Source organism: Mycoplasma sp. 613B (assembly GCF_054343485.1).
In genome coordinates this window covers 1-20,625 of sequence record NZ_JBTGVH010000018.1, presented here as the reverse complement: position 1 = coordinate 20,625, position 20,625 = coordinate 1, and the positions used below count along the sequence as shown (strand labels likewise).

The window sequence follows — 20,625 nt, the reverse complement described above, 5'->3', positions numbered from 1 at the left end:
ATAATTTTCATAAAATTGATTTAAATAATTTTACAAAAGAAAAAGAAATATATGATTCTAAAGTTAACAATCCTTTAATTAATGAATATTTAACTCTTAATAAATATAAAAATTTTTGAATTTCTTTTAATTATGAAAAAAAAGAAAAATCAAATGATGGTTTATGATTTATACCTCGAGATATAGATTTATATTTAGAATTTTTTAATCAAAATACTCATAAATGAGAAACAATTTCTTCTTCTACATCAAATTATAGCAATGTGGAACTAATAAGATATAAAGTAAAAAAAGAAGGTAACTATAGAATAAAAGTATCTTTAAAAAGAAATGATAACTTAAACGGAGAAATAAGAGGAGCTATTTCATATGTCATTAGTTAAAAAAATATTAAAACTAGGTTTACTAACAACAATTTCAGCAACTTCTTTTATTTCCTGTAATCAAGCAAATAAAGAAGAAAAAAAAGAAATATATAAAAAAGAAGGAAAAATTATGAAAGTAAAATTTGAATGAAAATACGATGAAACAAAAATAAAGGAAAAACCTGCATTTTATTCAAATATTGTTTTTGAAAAGAATGAATTACAAAATAATTATTTTACATATACAGAATTTTATTCTTTTTTAAATTTACTGAGAAATGAATTTGAAACAAAACCAAATTATTCCAAAATTAATTCGAAAGAAAATATTGATAAATTAATTAAAACATTAAAAGAAACTTTTACAAAAGATTTATTTAAAGATAAATTTGTTGTTTATATAACTTCTCCCAAATTTGTTGAAGATAAAGAAAAAGATTATGAATTAGTTTATCATGATAATGTAAATATTGAATTTTATAGATTGCTAGAAAAAGAATATTATGATAGTTGGAGAATTAATAGAAGTAATGATAACAATAATGAAGAAATTGAACAGGAAGAAAATAAAGTTTCATCATTGATATTAAAAAATAGTATTTCAAATGAAGAAAAATCAAAAAATAAGATTATGAAATTTTTTGTTTTTGATAAAAAAGATTTTATTTTTAACAACTTAAAAATTACTTATTTAAATGAAACTTTTGATGCTAAAACTAATTATGTTGATAGTGACGCCCATGCATTTCAATTGCCACATTACAATTCAATATTTAGAGATGAACTTGAATTAAGAGAAGATAATTTTAAAAAATAATAAAGAAAATTGTGAATTATTTTTTGAATATTTATAAACAGTATTTTTTATATTATTAAAATAATCTCAATTTAAAATATAAGTAAATAGTATAATATATGTATATATAATAATTTTGCTAAAAGTAGAGATTTATTTGCTACTTTTCAAAATTTATATAAAAGTTCAGATTTAGATTTTAATAAGATAAATAATTTTGAAATTGGGATTCCTTATTATTCAATAGCACAAAAAATAAAAAATGAATTAATTTTTAATTCCGCAGATTTAGAACATTATTCATATTTAAAGAGCAAAAATAAAGAAGAACCTATTTTTAAAACTACTGAGTATTTTTGACCTACTTTCAGTTATACTTCTTTTAAAATTTCTAAATCATTATTTTCAATTGATAAATTAAATAATTTAGAAGTAAAAAGCAAATTCTTAACTTATAAAGAATTTAGAGAATTTATAAAAAAACAGTTTTAAAAAATAAAGAAACACCACTAATTAAAGAGGCACAAAAAACTTAACATTAGATTAAGTTTTTTTATTTGCTTTATTAATTTTGTTTTTTAAGGAGAGATGACAGCTTAAAAATAAATTATTAAAAAAGGTAAAAAAGTCAAGACATTTTAACAAAATATTTAAATTTTTATAAATAAAATTTTGTAATATATTGATACAATATGAATAAATGATATAATTTAGATATATAAAATGGAGGTTTTATGTCATTAAAATTATTGAACGATGTAGTTGGTATGCTAAATATTCCAACTGTACTAGTTGCACAAAATCAGGAAAATCAAAATATAAACTATAGAGTTTTATTAGAAAATTTTGATAAAATAGATTTAAATGATTTTGCAAAAGAAAAGGAAATAAATTCATTTAATTTATCTATTACTTTCGAAGAAAATTCAAAAGAAGAAATTAAGGATCTCCTTTTGAAAACAAAAAAAATTAGTGAAATAAATTTTAGAAAATACTTCAATTTAGTTTTTTTTAAACTTGAATTGAATAAAAATTCTTTGTCAGATATTATATTTATAATATCAAACCCAAAAGTGATAAAATTAAAATTTTTCAATTTAAAAAATAAATTAATAGTTGAAGAAGGATTGACTTCTTCATATGATAATGCATCAAAAAATGAAAACAATTCAACAGAAGATTTTTTGATTAAACAAAAAGAAACTATTCATTTTGAAAAGTCAAACGGAGATGAAACTGATAAGCAACCTATAAAAATTGGTGTAATGGAAGTGGATAGTACACCTTATTATAAACATTTTAAAAATATAGTATATTTTGATAAAGATGATAAAGGAACAGAATATTCACACGCAGATTCAGTAGCAAGAATAATAGCTGATAAAAAATATGGTTTAAATCCAAATTCAATTATTTATGCAGCAAATTTTAAAGGTGATGAGAACGAAAACGAATTCAGCAAATGAATAAAAAGAATGGAATGAATGATTGATAATGGTGTAAAAATTATTAATCATAGTTATGGTAGAATTTTTTATAAAAATGGTCAAAACATTTATAAAGATGTTAATGATTTTTTAAAGAATCAATATTACAATGACTATTCTTATTATTTAGATTTTATAACTAAAAAATATGGAATTATTAATGTTTTTTCTTCTGGAAATGATGGAGAAAATAAGGATTTTCATTTTGTAGATGGAACAAAATTATCACAAAATTCAGTAATAGTTGGATCTACAAACATAGAAGGAGATTCAGTATCTACTTTTTCTTCATGAGGTCATGCTAGTGATATTATATTCAATAAACCTTTAGTTGTCGCTCCGGGAGAAAATTATAAATTCAAGTCAGAAAATTCATTTTCAAGTGGGACATCTTTTTCTTCTCCGTTAGTTACTGGAGTATTGGCAAATATAATAATGAATAATAATTCTGATTTAATAAATAAACCCGAATCGATACTTTCTATTTTAGGTAGTGGTTCTTATTGAAATTCAAAAAATAAATATGAAAAATCATTTGTTCATAATTTTAATAAAAAATACGGAATAGGATTAATCGACTACCAAAAAATCAAAAGAGCAACTAAAAATTTATACTCATTTTCACTTGCTGAATTTTTTAAGGAAAAAATATTTAACATAAATTTAAAAAAAGATGACAATGTTTCAATTTCTATTGCTTGATTATTTAATGCAGGTTATGAAGAAGAAAAAATAAAAGAACCTATTCAACCCCTTAGACCAAGTGATTATTACACACCGCCTAAAAAAGAAGAAGTTAATTTTTTTCTAAAACTTTTTAATCCTTTTTTAATTATTGATGAACTAGAATATTTAAAAAAATTTAAAGAATGAGAAAATATGAAAAAAGAATTTGATGAAAAATATTCTTTATATCTAAAGAAAAAAGAAGAATATAATCTTCAAACAAATAATAATTTAATAAATAAATTTTCAATATTGAAAAAATATAAAAATTATTGAAATTCTTCAGATTACGAAAAATTAAAAAATTCAAATCCTTGATTTATTCCAAAAGACGTAGATATAGATTTAGAATTCTTTAATAAAAAAACTAATAAATGGGAAGTGGTTGCATCTTCAAGAAATATATATACTAACATTGAATTTATAAACTTTAAAGTGTTAAGTGATGGAGAATATAGAATAAAAGTTTATATTCCTGATCAGTCACCTATGAAGGAAATAGTAAAAGGAATGTTATCTTATGTCATTAATTAAAAAAATTATAGTAATTCCTATAATTTCTGCATTTTATGTATTTTCTATGGTGTCTTGCAATCAAACAATAGGAATTTGAAAAAATAATCAAGGAGAAAACACTAAAAAAATGGAAATTAAAGAAGAAAAATTTGAATGAAAATATGATGAAACCAAAATAAAGGAAAAACCTGTATTTTATTCTAATGTCATTTTGAGTGATAATGAACTTCAAAATAACTTTTTTACTAACACTTTTGAAATGGAAGGTTTTATAAAACTTCTAGTTAACGAGATAAAAACTAATGAAAAATATTCAAATATAAATACAGAAGAACATCTTAGAAAAATAACAAAAAGTTTTCAAGAAAAATTTCCTAAAAGTCTTTTTTATGATAAATTTGTTGTTTTTATTACAACACCAGAATTTATTGTCGATAAGGAAAAAGACTATGAATTAGTTTATCATGATAATATCAACATTGAGTTTTATAGATTAATAGAAAAAGACTATTATCAACAACCAGAAAATGCACCAACGATATATTCATCAGAAAATGAACAAGAAAAAAAGATAGATCAACTCATTCTTAGTGAAAATATCAGTAATGAAGAAAAATCTAAAAACAAAATTATGAAATTTTTTATTTTTGATAAAAAAGACGTTTTATTCAATAATTTAAAAATTTATTATGATTATAAAACTTATAATGAAGATGATTCCATTAATGATAAATTACACCATTTTCAAGAAACCAATATTAATCATATTTATTGAGATAAAGTTGAAAAACTAAATAAAAAATAATTTTTTACTATTTTTTGAATATTTATAAATAAAATTAGCTAATTTAATAAAATAAAATGAATAAATGTTATAATTTAGTAATATAATTAAAGTTATGCATATGGAGTTATTATGTCATTAATTAAAAAAGTAGTTAAAATAGTTTTGCTAACCACAATTTCAACAACTTCTTTTATTTCTTGTAATCAAATACAAAAAGAACAAAAAGTAAATATAGATAAAAAAATGGAAATTAAAGAAGAAAAATTTGAATGAAAATATGATGAAACCAAAATAAAAGAAAAACCTGTATTTTATTCAAATATTGTATTTGATAATTATGAATTACAAAATAATTATTTTTCTTCTTTGGAAGAATTTGATGATTTTTTACATCTGCTTAAATATGAACTAAAAAATAATGAAAAGTATTCTAATATTAATTCAGAAACAAATGTTAATGAATTGGTTAATTCTTTACAAAATCAATTTCCAAAAAAATTATTTGATGATAAATTTATAGTTTATATTACAACTCCACAGTTTGCAAAAAACAATGAAAAAAATTATGAACTAGTTTATCATAATAATGTAAATTTTGAATTTTATAGATTGCTAAACAAAAGATATCTTGAAAATTTAAGAAGTCCAGAACCTACGGGCTGAGTCGAAGATAAAAGTATTAATTCAAAAGAAAAAGATACTAAAATAAGATCTTTAATTTTAAAAAATAATATTTCCATTGAAGAAAAAGAAAAAAATGAAATAATGAAGTTCTTTATTTTTGATAAAAAAGATGTAATTTTTAAGAATTTAAAAATTTATTATTCAACAGCCACATATAATTCAGATAATTCAATTAATGAAGAAAAACTTAATTTTGAAATACCACATTATAATTCTATATTTAAGCAAAAAATAAGAGAAGTTAAAAGAGAAAAGTAATTAAAGACTTCTAAATTAAAGATGCCTAAAACAAAGAAAAATTAACACTATTAGGTGTTAATTTTGTTTTTAGTTTTTGGGATTTAATTCATAGTATATATCTGGTTTTTTACTAAAATCAGTTGATTCATATTTATCTGGATATAAATATGACATTAATCTTGTTCTTTCATAAAAAGAAGAAGGATTAGTTGGATGATTTCCGCTACCATAATAAGTATATTTTTGATTATCTATTATATATGAACCAAATTTATTAAAACTTCCATCTGTATTTTTATTTAATGAAATTGTTTCAAATATAGAAACTAATTTTCCATCTGCATCATATGCAAAAGTTCCCGATGAACCTGATGATAAATCTATATTATTTCTATCAAAAAGATAAGTACTGTTTTTAAAATAGTAAGTTTCATTTTTGTTATTAACTGGAAATGTTATAACTGAACTACCAAAGTTAGTGTGTGGAGAATTTCCAAGTAAATATTCTCTATATCTAATAGATCTTTTGTCTGGAGAAGCTGGATCATCGTTTGTTTGTGTTCTTTCGTAATAAGGGAAGGATGCAAGAGTATAATTTAAATTATAAATATTGCTAATAAAATTAGAAGTATTGGAAATTTCAAGAGTTTTGAGATTTTTTCAATTTAAAAAGAATTTAACAACTTCTTTTTGATAGTCACTCAATTGAGTATTTTGATCTAAATTTTCAAGTTTATAGTTATTTTCAAAATAACTAATATCCATAATTCCTATAAATAAATCTGCTTTAGAATATCAATAATCACTATTGTTTACTTTATCTACATTGTCATTAGCAACTTTTTTACCAAGATTATTTCTAAAAGAAGCAAATGTTGGAAATGAAGATTCATCATTAAAATTCATATATTCTTCAATTTTAAAAATATGTTCAAAATATCCATAATATTTATGTTCATCTTCTAAAATTGGCTGTTTTTTATCTGTTTCATTTTTATCAGTTAAAACAGGAACTTTAAAGACAGGATTGTGAAATCATTTAGTTAAAATATTTGTTTTAGGATCTCTGTGATTAATTTCTTGTTGAGATCATCAAGAACCTGTTTTGAAAGGATCTTTTCTTCAACCACCATCTCAATTTCAAACGTGTCATGCTGTTGAAATATAATATCTATGATCATTTGGATCATTTGGTTTAACTTTTCCAATTAAATTATAAGTTCCACCCCTTCTAGATAAAGCAAAGGATCTTGAACGAGTTTCTTTTAGTGCTTCTGATGAATCATCTTTAAATAACCTTTTAGCATTGTTGTTTTTATCATCGATTTCTGTTTTAAATGAATAAATGTCTTGTGGTTTATTAATTATTTCAGTATCGCCTGTTATTAAAGTTTCTTTTTTGTAAGGCGTTTCTTCAAAAGTTATTGAATTATCTTGATTTTGTTTTGACTGTCAATGAACATAAAAGATACTATTAGAAATAAATGCTGAATCAACTTGTGAAAAATTATGTGAAGTAGTGTCATCGTACAATTTAATATTTCCATTTTTTGAATTTACATTAAATGTTACAGTATTGTCTTCCAAGTTATAAGAAGCATTAAAATTAAATTTTTCTTTTAATTCAAAATAACGTTTTTCATTTGTTTTTTTGTCATCAAAATTAAAATCAAAATTAAAAGGTAAATAATTTAAATGTTTTTTATCTTTTAGTTCTTTTAGTGGAACAAAAACATTTATTTTTGCACCAGTTTTTCATCCATCTATTTTTTGATCATTTACTCTATATGGTATTTTAGTGTTTAAAACAAAAGAAAATTCTAAAATTATATTTTCATCTTGAATTTTATCTAAGTTTTTATATCTATTTAACTCTTTTGTGATGCTTGCTTGAGTTCTGTTTGAATTGAAGTTAAAAAGAGTTTTATTAATAATTTCTCTACCACTAATTGAATTTGCATACATAACTTCATTTTTGTCGTTTATAAAGGAAAAATCCTTTTTATTTGGTAAATTTTGATCAGAAAGTCAACCTTTATAAATTTGATATTGTTTTAAATATTCTTGGTAAGAAATGAAGTTTTGAATTGAATAAGGAATAGAAGATTTGGAATTTTGATCCAATCATAAACTAACTATTTCATCTTTTATTAAATCTTTTCTTTTGGTAATTAAGTTATCATTATTAACATTTAAAGTTTCATTATGATTGTATTTTAAACCTAAATCTTGCCAATTATAATTATTAAAATTAAAAGCAAATTCTTTATTTATTTGATCTTTTATTGAGTTTATAGAATTATATTCCTTTAATGAATATGGTTCATTAACTGTAATATTTGTTATTTCATATCTTTTGTTTTCATCTAATTTATCTAAACTAAATTTTCATAATTTAGAAAATGGTACAACAATTTCTGGTCTAATATCAAAAGGAAGTCAAGGAACTTCTTTTATTTCGTTTCTTAAAGCATGGAAACTTATAACAAATCACTTATCTTTATATTTTTCAATATCTTCTTTTGAAAAATCAAAAGAAATTGAACCAAAAACCTTTTTATTTTCTTCATCTTTAAAAACATTAAAATCTTTTAATGTTAATTTATCTTTAAAATTATCAAGATCAAATTGAACTTTACTAGTGAAAGCAAATTCTTTACCTTTATTATTTATAGAGATAGCTGTGAAAACTAGATTATTTAAATTTGCAGGTATTTCACTTCTTAAAAATCTAACTTCTTGAGCAACAATATCATAATCTAGATTAATAACTTTTGATCAAGGTTTTAAAGGATTTAGATTTTTAACTAAAATCTTACCTTGATTAAATTCATAAATGTTTGTTTGGTTGAATTTTAATGCAATATATTTTTCAGTTACTTCAACTTCTCTTTCATCAAATAATAAATCATTGGAATTTATTTCTAAATCTTTTTTAGAAGCAGAAGTAATTGTGTCGTCATTTTCTTTTGTTTTTAAATATTTTTTGTAATTTTCATTTTGCTTGTTTAGTAGAGATTCATTATCATTTTCTTTTATTTTTGTTATATTTTTATCATCAGAATAATAAAAATTAAAAGTTTGAAATACTAAATTATTTTTTTGTGAATTAAATTCTTGATTAAAATCAGTAATTACTTTTTCATCACTTAAAAAATCAATTTGTTTATTTAAATTAACTTTTGTGCCATCGATTAAAATTGATTCAACAAGAAAATCTTGTTCTTTTTCAATATTTGCCTTCGATAGATTAAAAACAATTTTATTTGTTAAATTATTTTTAATATTTTCTTCAATAAAAGATTTAACTTCGGTATTTTTATTTAACAAACCAATAGAAGCTGTGTTTGCTCCAGTCAATTCTTGATTAAAAGTTAATTCAATAAAAGATTGATTGTTTTTAAATAAGAATTTGCTATTTTCTAGTTTGTATTCCTTTTTGTTTTCTGGTGTTTTTTGAGAAACTTGGTTTTTATCAACACAAGAAATTACAAAAAAAGTAGGTAAAGTTGTTACTGACGAACCAATAAATAATAATTTTCTTTTTTTCATATTCCCTCTTTACTTTCAAATATAAATATTATTAAATTATAATATGAAATACAGAAATAATAAGGATTTTATTCTTTTATATTAAGTTACTTCAATTTAAAATAAATCATTAATATTTTTAAAAAAATAAAAATTTTTGCAAAAAAAAAAAAAAAAGAGTTTTTATGGTAGAATAATAACGCATAGAGAACTATCTATGCGAAATATTATAATTACTTTTAGATTTGTTTTATTTAATTTATTTTCTTAATTTTTAATTTTATTTTAATATAGTTTTGTTAACTCCTTTTACTTCACACATAATTTACACTTAATATACACACTATATATTTAAATTTTTAATTAAATTCTTGTAATTCATAAATTATATTTGTTTTCAATCATAAATTTAGTTAAATAGTCATATATATTAAAAATTCAGATAAATTAATTAATACTATATTCAGGCACCCATCTGGGTGCTTTCTTTTTATTTTTTATAGTATGAATAATTTTTATTTTTGCTTTTTTTTGGTAAAATATTAATGTATTTTATATAATAAGTAAATACTAAAAATTAAACGCGATTGGATAGGAAATAGATGAAAGACTATTCTTTGGTTGGTTTTAAACGCGTTTAAAATAAAATAAATTAATATAAATGAAAGGAAATATAATGGCAAAATTAAATTTTGATCGTTCAAAAGAACACGTTAATATTGGTACAATTGGACACGTTGACCACGGTAAAACTACTTTAACAGCAGCTATTGCTACAGTTTTATCAAAAAAAGGATTAGCAGAAGCTAAAGACTATGCATCAATCGATGCTGCTCCAGAAGAAAGAGAACGTGGAATTACAATTAACACAGCTCACATTGAATACGAAACAGAAAAAAGACACTATGCACACGTTGACTGTCCAGGTCACGCTGACTATGTTAAAAACATGATTACAGGTGCAGCTCAAATGGATGGTGCTATCTTAGTAGTTGCTGCTACAGATGGACCAATGCCTCAAACAAGAGAACACATCTTATTATCAAAACAAGTTGGAGTTCCAAAAATCGTTGTTTTCTTAAACAAAGTAGATATGTTAGTTGGTGAAGAAGAAATGGTTGACCTAGTTGAATTTGAAATTAGAGACTTATTATCTTCATACGAATTTGATGGAGAAAACACTCCTATTATTAGAGGATCAGCTAAAGGTGCTTTAGAAGGAAAACCAGAATGAGAAGAAAAAATCTTTGAACTTATGAATGCAGTTGATACATACATCGATGCTCCAGTTAGAGAAATGGATAAACCATTCTTAATGGCGGTTGAAGATGTTTTCACAATTACAGGACGTGGAACAGTTGCTACAGGAAAAGTTGAAAGAGGACAAGTTAAAATTAACGAAGAAGTTGAAATTGTTGGTTACAAAGAACAACCTAAAAAAACAGTTGTTACTGGAATTGAAATGTTTAGAAAAAACCTTGATTCAGCTATGGCTGGAGATAATGCTGGGGTTTTACTACGTGGAGTAGATAGAACAGAAATCGAAAGAGGACAAGTTATTGCTAAACCAAAAACAATAGTTCCACACACAGTGTTTAAAGCAGCTATTTATGCTCTTAAAAAAGAAGAAGGTGGACGTCATACACCATTCTTCCAAAACTATAAACCACAATTCTACTTCAGAACAACAGACGTTACTGGCGGAATTAAATTTGAAGCAGGAAGAGAAATGGTTATGCCAGGAGATAATGTAGACTTAACAGTTGAATTAATCGCTCCTATTGCTGTTGAACAAGGTACAAAATTCTCAATCCGTGAAGGTGGAAGAACAGTTGGTGCTGGTTCAGTAACAGAAATTATTAAATAATTTCTACAATATTTATATGCTTAAAAGCAAAAGAAAAAAGTTAACATTCAAGATGTTAGCTTTTTTTATTAAATAAATAAGGAAATTAACAACTTTTTAAAAAAGTAAGCAAGAGAAATTTGCACAAAATATCTTATATTAGCAAATTATTCTTACAATCTCACATTATATTATTTTATTTCCTTTTAATTACTCATTTTCCCAGTTTAGAAGAACCTTCATAGCGTACCAAACCTTCCTTTTTCATTTTTCTCAAATGATAACGAACCCCGTCTATTGTGATGTTTAATTTGTCAGATATTTCTTTAGTATTTATTAATGGATTCTTCTCCAATAAATTGATAATTTGATCATATTTAAGAGTAGTTTTGGTGGTAGTTTTGGTGGTAGTTTTGGTGGTAGTTTTGGTGGTAGTTTTTTTAGAAAAATTATTATCAAAATTTTTATAAAATTCTTCATTTATTTTAATAATTGCATTAGTAAAATTACTTTTTTCATCTCCTGAACTAAATAATAATTTGGGTGAATTATTTTGTAAAAGAGCAGATTTTGCTCTTCTTATCCCTGAACCATAAGATTCTATTAGTTTCAATGCAAAAAACATATTTTTTATTTCATTGTTTATATATTTTCTTTGATCAAAACTAGTTTCGTTATTTAGAGATTCTATTGTTACTGGAGGTAATGGTTTGTTGTGGTTTATGAAAGAAATTCTATCTTTATAAATATAAATCCCAACAAATTCATTATTTTCGTATTCTTTGTGTAAAATTGCATTTGTTGCTAGTTCTTTAAAAGTTGCAAGTGGATAATTATAAATAATTTTATGTTCTATTTTGTCATCTTCTCTTATTGTGTAGTATGTCATTATATTATTTTCAAAATACTTATTAACCTGTTTTACTTGAAGTCAGATTGGTCCATCAAATATTTTTTCTTCCATCTTATCAGTACCATCTACTTCCCTAATTACTTTAACAAATGCATTAGGGATAAATTTGCTTGGATTTTCTGCAAACATTAGAACAGCAAAATTTTTTGCTCTATAATTTTCAAATTTATTGTCGCTTATTAGTCCCATACTTCTTGCCATATCTATTTTAGACATTTCTATAATATCTTTTTTAGCATTTGTTAATATTAAATATTCTTTCATATATTCATAATTTAAATCATCAATTGTGGCAATATGATTTAAGTTAGAACTAAAAGAATAATTGGCAAATTTTCTTAAAAGTTCAAATTCTTCAAGGGGTTTAGGTAATCTTGTATCTCTTCCTATTCTTATATATCGCCCAGGTTTTAATCCGATTTCTTTTTCTGCCTTTTCTGTTGTTTGAAAAGGTCCATTATTATTGTCTTTTATAGCAATAATTAAATAATGCTTATCGTCTATTTGATCAGTTAGGAGATTATAATTTATTTTAGGGTAAATATTAACAAGTAAAGACTTTATTTTATTTTCCATACTTTCTATTTTAGATTCTTTTATACCTGTTATTGGGCGTTTTGGAAACGCTTTATCACCAGTAATTTTATCATTTACTTCTTCAATTCCAATGAATAATAGACCAATTTCATCATTCATATAGTTATTAGCAAAAGCACAAGCTGTTTTTAGAATTTTATCTTTAAAATCTAAAGATTTTTTATATTCTATAAAGCTATTCTCTATATTTTGGTTTTCAATGATCCTATGAGCAATTTTTTTGATGTCTGAAATTTTCACACTATCCCCTATCTTTTATAAATTATAATATATTTAATTTTATTATATCATTTTACAATTTTATATTTGAAATTAATATTTGATTTTAAAATATTTTGGTTTTATTTTGAAAATTTTGGAAAAAAGTATTATAATGCAATTATGGTTGCGGGAGGAAAAATGAAAATAACTAAAAATATTATTATTTATAATATCAAGAAGTTAATTATTAAAATTAACCAGTATTTTCATTTTTACTTTTTTAGGACTTCAAAATAAATTTATCTATTTATTTAAATAATAAACTAAAAACAAAATCCTAATTAAGTTTAGGATTTTTTGCAAGATTTTAAATAAAATAAAGGAGATATCTAAAATGAAACTTAATTTTAATATAGCACTTAAAATAAACTATTTTAAGTTAACGTCTTTTTGATCGTTATTTTGAGATATCATTTTTGTTATAAACTTTATCATATGTTTTGTCGGTTCATTTTATTTTATTAACACCAATTATGATTGATATGCTTATCTTTTTTTCTGAATTGTTTTTTTTATTTGAATTTACCTAACTATTATTGTTATTTTTCATATTTTATTTATTGTTTACTATCAAAAAAATAAATTTATAACATCAAGAAAAATACTTAGTATTATCATGTTTCTAAAATTTAATTTTAAATTATTTTCTGAATTTAAAATGAATAAAGAAACTAAAAATATATTTAAAGTTGCAAAAGAAATCAATAAAACCAATCAAAATCTCTTATTTTTAGGTAGTTTTGCTTCTTATTTAACTTTTGAATTTAATAGAAAAATAAATGATTTGGACTTTTGTTCTCAAAGCAGTGAACTTTTTAATTTAAGTAGTTTAAACTTAAATAATAATGATAATTTAGTTAATACCAAATTAGTTGCAAAAGGAAAATATAAAGACATAAAAATTGATAGTTTGTTATTTAGATTTATTCCAGAAGAATATTTAGTTAAAAAATATAATTTTACAATTCCTAATAAAGAGTTTCAATTTGCTTCTAAACTTATTCAACTATATAAACAACTCAATTTAGAAAATAAAGATGAAACTAAAATAGGTAATTTTCTTTTGGATTTAAAACATTTGAGTTTAGAGAATTGGGAATTTTCTTTCAATTCTTTCAAAGAAGTTTATAAAGATGTTATTTTACATTCATCTCAGTTTTCGCTAATTTCAAATTTTGATCAAATGTTAAAATATAATATTGATTTAAAAATTGGAAAGATTAGTGCTTTAAAAGAAGAAAAAATATTTTTTGAAATAAACTTTAAAAAAATAAGTTTATATTCATTATTAGAAAATTTAGAAACAAATTTTGAAGTGAAAACTCTTAGAAAATCTTTTGATAATGAATATGATTATATTGTGAAAAATTATGTTATTCATAATACTACATTTTCATTTGAAAATCCTATATTTTTCTTTAAAAACGAAAAAGAAAAAGAAGAATTTTTAGAAGAAAATCAAATTAATAAAAATTTTCTTTTGCTAAAAAATTTCTCTTTTAAAAACCCTAAAAATTCTATGGATAGAAGAGAATTGTATATGAGATTAATAGCTAAAAAATATGAAAAAATACTAGGAGAACAAAATGAATAAGTTTGAATTATTAAGTGTTTATATCAAATCTTTGAAAAGTACTAAATCAGTAATAATAAGTTTCTTTATTAGAACACTTTTAATTATCTATTTTTTAAGTATGGTTTTACTTCTTTCTTTTATTTTGATTCAAGATCCAAAAACAAAAGATGCTCCATTAATATTGATTATTATAATTCCGCTTTTTCTATTAAGTTTACTAACATTTATTAAACCAGTTTTTCTATTGTTATATTTAAAAAGAGATTATAAGCAAATTGAAAAATTAACTCAAAATAAATTCCTTTTATTTTTACATAATTTTAGTTTTTACTTTATTCTTAAAAAAGTAGAAATTAAACTAAAATACTTAGAAAAATACAAAAAATTAAATATTTTATATAAAAAATAAAAGTTTAAAAAGTAAAGTTAATGAAAATAAATTCATATTATCAATAATAAAAGAATTAAAATTAAAAGTAAATTCCTAACAAAAATTAGGTTTTTGCTTTTTTCATAACTTATTATTATTTTTTTGAATGTATAATTTTTAAAAGGACTAGAAAATATGAATATTAAACTTTTTACTTCTAAAGAATTGGAAAAACTAACTTCAACAGAAATGAATTTAATAAATTTTGCTTTAGATAATCCTAAAGAATTTTATAGTTTTTCCATTAAACAAATAGCATTAAAAACTTTTATCTCCACTTCAGTGATTTCAAAAGTTGTAAAAAAATTAGGTTTTAACTCATTAAAGGATATGCAATTCTATGTATTTCACAATTATTTGAATTCTAGTGAAACACTAAATGGTATTAAAAAAGAAAAAAATATAGAAATATTAAATAAATTATTTAATTACTATAAAGAATCAATTTTTCAAACTGCTCATTTAGTTGACTTAAAAGAAATTAATAATTTAGTTCATGATATTGTAAATTCGGAAAAAACTTATCTTTTTGGAGCAGGAAGTTCTTTTCTTTCTGCTGGCGAGTTGGGAATTAATTTGCAAAAAATCGGTTTGAATGCCTTACCTTTTAAAGATTTTCACTCCTTCTTACTTATATCAGCACAAGAAAGAAAAGAACAAGTTACAAATATTTTATTTTCAAAATCTTGTGATACAAAAGAAATTAAACATATTATAAATTTGTTTGAAGAGCAAAAAATTAAGTTTTATTTAATAACAGCAAACAAAACCATGAAAGAAAAATATCAAAATGTAATTATTTATCATACCTTAGAACAAGATAAAAGATTAGTCTCCATTTCTTCCAAAATAAATCAACAATTTATAGCGGATTTGATATTCTTTCTTTTAATAGAACATAAGAATCATAATTATGATGAAATTTATTTAAAGAATTTAAAAATATTAGAAGGTTGAAATAAATAAGAAAAATATTTTTCTTAATTTTACATATAAAAAGTAAATTTTTTTCCTTTTTCCTTTTTGTTTTCTTTATAAAAATATAATTTTATTATAGACATAAGGAGGAAAAATGGAAATTTTTTCAAAAGATAAAATTTTTATCAAGGAAGATTTAACAACTCAAGATGAAGTTTTTAATTTCATAGCTAAAAAAGCAAGTGAACTAAAAATAACTTCAGATTCTTATGAAGTTTATAAATCATTGATAAATAGAGAAAATCAAGTTTCAACTGGTATGGAACAAGAATTTGCTATACCCCACGCTCAGTCTGAATACATTGATAAACCAGCTTTATTTTTTATAAAGTTGAAAGAAAATATAGAATGAAAAACATTTGATAATTCTAAAGTAAAATACATATTTTCAATTTTAGTTCCATCTAAAACTGAAAATAATATTCATTTAGAAACATTAGCAAAAGTTTCTACAATGCTTTTAGATTCTCAAATGATTGAAAAACTTAAAAGCAGCTTAGATAAAGAAGAAATAGTAACTTTATTTAATAACTTTATAAATAAGAAAGAAGAAACAAAAGCAAAGGATTTTAATGGTAAAAAGGTTATAGGTATAACTTCCTGTGCTGTAGGAATTGCTCACACTTATTTATCTGCAGAAACATTAGAAAAGAAATTATTAGAAAAAGGATATCTTCCTAAAATTGAAACTCGTGGTTCAGTAGGTTCTAAAAACACTTTAACATTAAAAGATATTGAAGAAGCTGAATTTGTTATAGTAGCAAGTGATGTAGAAGTAGATTTATCTATTTTTAATAACAAAAAATTATATACAACTTCCACAAAAGAAGCAATTCACAACACTGAAGAAGTAATTAAAAAAGCAGAAAAATCTTTAGTATATAAACACACTGAAAAAGCAACAAATATAAAGGAAAATACAGATAAAAAAGGATTATTAAAACATATTGTTACTGGTATTTCTTATATGATTCCATTTGTAATTTTCGGTGGGATTATGATTGCTTTATCTTTAGGAATTGGAAAAAGTATTTATGGAAATAATTCTGCAGCACCAAAAGGTGATTTTCTTTGGTACATACTACAAATAGGAGTTGTATCATTTACCTTAATGATAGGTGCTTTGGGAGCGTATATTGCTTATTCAATCGCTGGTAGAGCAGCAATAATGCCAGCATTTGTTGTCTCAACTGTTGCTAATATGAATAGTTTATTCTTCAGTATTGGTAACATAAGTGTTCAAACTCCAATGGGATTTTTAGGTTCAATCCTTTTTGGAATTTTAATTGGTTACACAGTTAAATGATTAACACAATTAAAAATTCAAAAATCCATTGCTGCAATAATTCCAATGTTTGTAATACCTATTGCTGTAACTTTATTTTATTCATTATTAGTTATTTTTATAATAGGAGCTCCTATTGGTTTTATAATGGATAAATTTATTAATGCATTACAAAACTTATTCAAAAGCGGAGGAGCATTAAATTTAGGAATCGCATTTTTAATTGGTGGTTTACTTGGAGGAATGGCAGGATTTGATATGGGTGGACCAATAAATAAAGTAGCCTTTTTAACTTCTACTGCCTTAGTTGCTCAAAAAGTTTTTGAACCAATGGGAATGGTTGCTGCTGCTATACCTGTAGCACCACTTGGAATGGGATTGGCAACAATTATTTTTAGAAAAAAATTCAATGAACAAGAAAGATCATTAGGTATTTCTGCTTTAATTATGGGATTTATTGGAATTAGTGAAGGGGCAATACCTTTTGCAGTAGCAGATCCAAAAAGAGTTATTACTGCTAATGTAATTGGTTCAGCAATTGCAGGAGCAATGGCTGGACTATTAAGTGTTACAAATGCAGCAGCTCATGGTGGACCTATTGTTGCAATTTTAGGAGCAGTTGGTTCTAATGTCCATGGCAGTGGATTAGGAATCTTATTCTTCTTTTTATCAATTATTGTAGGAACAACAATTACTTGTTTAATTTATGGATTTTGAAAAAATTCAAAATCATCAAACATAAATATAAACATACCTTTTTTAAATAATTTAAAAAATAAACTCAATTTAAGAAAAGGGGCTAAAAATGAATAAAATAAACTTAAATAAAGATAAAATAATTTTATATCTATTTATATCACTTTTCTTAATTTCTCTCATTATTGGTATAATATTAACAGTTTTAGGCACAGCTGATTACGATAAGTTTGTTGAGTTAAACAAACAATTATCAATACTAAAAGAAGGAAGTGAAAAATATAATTCTATTAGTAAGTTGCTGGAAGCAGTTAACATCACTAAATTTATATATGGAATATTTTTATTATTAATTTCATTTCTATCATTAATTTTTAGTAGTTTGACTGCTAATTCATTATTTAACAAAAAATTGAGATAAAATGGAACAGATTATTTTTTTAAAACCATATTTTAAAAAAACTTTATGAGCAAATGACAAGATAAAAAAGATTTTTAATTTAAAAGAAAATATTGGTGAAGCATGATTGATTTCAGCGATAAAAGATTGTGAATCAATATTGAGCAAAACAAACCAAAAATTTAGTGATTTTATAAAGGAAAATCCTTTATTTTTTGGTTTAGATAAAAATGAAGTTAAAACATTTATTTATCCTAATTTAACTAAATTTTTAGATGCAAAATATCCTTTGAGTATTCAAGTGCATCCTGATGATGAATATGCTAAAAAATTTAATTCATTAGGTAAAAATGAATGTTGATATGTATTAGAAAATACAGGAAAACCCTTTATTTTAGGTTCTACAACAACAGAAAAAAAAGTTTTTGAAAAAGTTATCAATAGTAAAGAAACTGAAAAATATTTAAATAAAGTAGAACTTAAAAAAGGAGATTTTGTTTTTATAGAATCTGGTTTAATTCACGGAATACCGGAAAAAACTATGGTTTTTGAATTACAACAATCTAGTGATATAACTTATCGTCTTTATGACTATGAAAGAATAGATACAGATGGTAAAAAAAGAGAAATTCATATTAAAGAATCTCTTGAAACTATGAAATTGGATTTGCAAGCTATTATTCAAAAACAACTAAATCAAGAAGGGTTTTACAATGCAAAAAATTTTAACTTAACTAAAAAAGAAATAAATAATACTACAGAAATTATTGACACAACAAAAGCAAAACATTGTACAGAAGTTGTAGTTTTTGAAGGAGAAGGTTTTTTAAATAAAACCACAAAAATTAAACAAGGTGATGTTTTTATTATTTCCAAACAAACTCTAAATTTTTCAATAAGTGGAAATATTAAAATTTTTATCAATTTTGTATAAATTAAAATCAACCATCTTAATTGTGGTTGATTTTAAATTTAGTAATTTTCTACTTCTTTTTGAATAATTTCTTTTATTTTTTCTGTAGAATCTTCTATTTCTATATTTATAAATTCATAGTGTTTTTTAGCAAAAAGCATTAGATTTTTTCTTAAATTCTTACTAATTTCTTTATTTTCTTTTAAATATTCTGTGTTTACCATTTGAAAAAAATTTTTGTTTTGAAGTTCAATTTTTCTTCTCTTTTTTTCGATTTCTAATTCGTGTTTTTCACTTGCATTAGTTCTATTTTTTCAAATAAAATCAAAATCTTTTAAAATAAGAAAAGCGATGTCAACCTTAGGTTCTAAAGATAACAGAAATTTGTATTTAACCTTATAAAAGAAATTTCATAAAACCTTTTGTTTTGGCATAAAATAGTTCATTTTTATTAATGTTTTTGGGAAAAGAAAATCATCAATCATATGTCTATCAATTAGTGATTTGGAATAGTTTTGCATTTCTCTAATTTGTTTTAAGCGATCTTTAAAGAATATTTTTTGTGTAAAATACCCTTTAGCTTTTAAATCATTCATATAATCTATAAATATTTGTTCATCTTTTAATCTTTCATCAATAATTTTAATATTTTTTTCTGTTAAAAAATTTCTTAAATTATTGATAATAGTGGATTTACCACTTGCTCCCATTCCTATGAATGCAATTGTTAGTCTTTTTTCTTTGGAAGTAACAAAATATAAATAAATTGAAATAACCAAATAAACAAAATTAATAAATAATATAGTTCAACTTAAAAAAGCAATCCCACCGAAGAAAAAGAAACAAAGAATATTTTTAAAACATCAAATTATTCAATTTTGTCTAAATCCCAAAGCCATCATTGTTAATGCAACAACTGAAATAGCATTAAATGTTGCTAAAATTAGTGATGCAGTTATTTTATAATTAAAATTAGATGCAAATTCAAAATAATCTATATTTAGCATTTTGCCAATAAAATTATTTGTATATGGATTTAAAAAGTAAAATATAGCGACTAATAAAACAAAAAATATTGCAAAAACTATTGAAGCATATAAAGAGAGTCTTAATTCTCTAATTTTTTTTAAATATTTATTATTTATTATTTCTTTTATAAAAATATAAATTAATATAAATATATATAAAATTTGAATAAAACCGTCAATCACAAGACCATTACTAAATGAGAAAAATGCATACAAAACAGCATTAAGGATTGCTAAAATAAATGCAATTCTTTTCTTTTTCGCAAACATTACAATTGATATAACGCCCAATATACCTGAAATTGCTACAAATATATTAATTATTTTTCTTCAAATATTTATATTTCTTTCTCAAATTCAAATAGATTCATCCAAATTAAATAAAGAAAGAAAAGTTAATATTAAACAAATAAAAATTAAAAGCATCAATTCAATTTTTTCTTTTTTCATTGTATATCCTTTATTTTTATTTTTAAAATTCAGAAGTTAAAATAAGCACTTAAAAAATTAAGTGCTTCCTTAAATGAAATATAAAGTGCACCAGTGTTTTTATAACCTATTTGTATTTTA

General features: G+C 22.6%; 15 protein-coding genes. 12 read left to right on the top strand and 3 right to left on the bottom strand.

What is annotated here, in order from left to right:
• The 5 genes from ACXX87_RS03145 to ACXX87_RS03125 form a co-directional block, all read left to right on the top strand.
• The coding region (locus tag ACXX87_RS03145) for a hypothetical protein (protein WP_458573269.1) at nt 1-383 on the top strand (383 nt) is incomplete at its 5' end.
• Entirely contained in the window at nt 370-1,182 is an 813-nt protein-coding gene (locus ACXX87_RS03140; protein ID WP_458573268.1) for a hypothetical protein, read from the top strand. The genes ACXX87_RS03145 and ACXX87_RS03140, both read left to right, overlap by 14 nt.
• Before the next feature lie 713 nt (nt 1,183-1,895).
• Nucleotides 1,896-3,908: a S8 family serine peptidase gene (locus ACXX87_RS03135; RefSeq protein ID WP_458573267.1), complete on the top strand. Its 2,013-nt coding sequence runs from the start codon at nt 1,896-1,898 to the stop codon at nt 3,906-3,908.
• The gene (locus ACXX87_RS03130) at nt 3,895-4,695 is read left to right on the top strand and encodes a hypothetical protein (protein WP_458573266.1); all 801 of its coding nucleotides are present in this window, start codon (nt 3,895-3,897) and stop codon (nt 4,693-4,695) included. The genes ACXX87_RS03135 and ACXX87_RS03130 overlap by 14 nt, the downstream gene beginning before the upstream one ends.
• A 111-nt stretch (nt 4,696-4,806) precedes the next feature.
• Entirely contained in the window at nt 4,807-5,619 is an 813-nt protein-coding gene (locus ACXX87_RS03125) for a hypothetical protein (RefSeq protein WP_458573265.1), read from the top strand.
• Nucleotides 5,620-5,688: 69 nt separating this feature from the next.
• On the opposite strand, the gene ACXX87_RS03120 is transcribed toward ACXX87_RS03125, so the two are convergent.
• Nucleotides 5,689-9,153, bottom strand: coding sequence for a hypothetical protein (locus ACXX87_RS03120; protein ID WP_458573264.1), 3,465 nt, complete (start codon nt 9,151-9,153; stop codon nt 5,689-5,691).
• A 655-nt stretch (nt 9,154-9,808) separates the two neighbouring features.
• Here ACXX87_RS03120 and tuf point away from each other — a divergent pair.
• On the top strand, nt 9,809-10,999 hold the full coding sequence (gene tuf, locus ACXX87_RS03115; protein WP_436358628.1) for an elongation factor Tu: 1,191 nt from the start codon (nt 9,809-9,811) through the stop codon (nt 10,997-10,999).
• Between the two features lie 175 nt (nt 11,000-11,174).
• Here the strand turns inward: tuf and ACXX87_RS03110 are convergent, their stop codons facing one another.
• Complete coding sequence (locus ACXX87_RS03110) at nt 11,175-12,728, bottom strand: RNA-binding domain-containing protein (protein ID WP_458573263.1); 1,554 nt, start codon at nt 12,726-12,728, stop codon at nt 11,175-11,177.
• A 355-nt stretch (nt 12,729-13,083) separates the two neighbouring features.
• Here ACXX87_RS03110 and ACXX87_RS03105 point away from each other — a divergent pair, with 355 nt between their 5' ends.
• The 6 genes from ACXX87_RS03105 to ACXX87_RS03080 all read left to right on the top strand — a co-directional run bounded on the left by ACXX87_RS03105 (nt 13,084) and on the right by ACXX87_RS03080 (nt 19,048).
• Nucleotides 13,084-14,343, top strand: a complete 1,260-nt coding sequence (locus ACXX87_RS03105; protein WP_458573262.1) for an MAG4530 family protein — start codon at nt 13,084-13,086, stop codon at nt 14,341-14,343.
• A complete protein-coding gene (locus ACXX87_RS03100; RefSeq protein ID WP_458573261.1) occupies nt 14,336-14,734 on the top strand; it encodes a hypothetical protein in 399 nt (132 codons plus the stop codon). The genes ACXX87_RS03105 and ACXX87_RS03100 overlap by 8 nt, the downstream gene beginning before the upstream one ends.
• Nucleotides 14,735-14,890: 156 nt before the next feature.
• Nucleotides 14,891-15,721 (top strand): MurR/RpiR family transcriptional regulator, encoded by an 831-nt coding sequence (locus tag ACXX87_RS03095; RefSeq protein ID WP_458573260.1) that lies wholly within the window; start codon nt 14,891-14,893, stop codon nt 15,719-15,721.
• A 106-nt stretch (nt 15,722-15,827) separates the two neighbouring features.
• On the top strand, nt 15,828-17,831 hold the full coding sequence (locus tag ACXX87_RS03090; RefSeq protein ID WP_458573259.1) for a PTS fructose transporter subunit IIABC: 2,004 nt from the start codon (nt 15,828-15,830) through the stop codon (nt 17,829-17,831).
• The gene (locus ACXX87_RS03085; protein ID WP_458559442.1) at nt 17,824-18,135 is read left to right on the top strand and encodes a hypothetical protein; all 312 of its coding nucleotides are present in this window, start codon (nt 17,824-17,826) and stop codon (nt 18,133-18,135) included. Before ACXX87_RS03090 ends, ACXX87_RS03085 begins: the two co-directional genes overlap by 8 nt.
• 1 nt (nt 18,136) lies before the next feature.
• On the top strand, nt 18,137-19,048 hold the full coding sequence (locus tag ACXX87_RS03080; RefSeq protein ID WP_458573258.1) for a type I phosphomannose isomerase catalytic subunit: 912 nt from the start codon (nt 18,137-18,139) through the stop codon (nt 19,046-19,048).
• A 38-nt stretch (nt 19,049-19,086) separates the two neighbouring features.
• Here the strand turns inward: ACXX87_RS03080 and ACXX87_RS03075 are convergent, their stop codons facing one another.
• Nucleotides 19,087-20,505, bottom strand: coding sequence for a nicotinamide mononucleotide transporter (locus tag ACXX87_RS03075; RefSeq protein ID WP_458573257.1), 1,419 nt, complete (start codon nt 20,503-20,505; stop codon nt 19,087-19,089).
• Nucleotides 20,506-20,625: the final 120 nt, after the last annotated feature.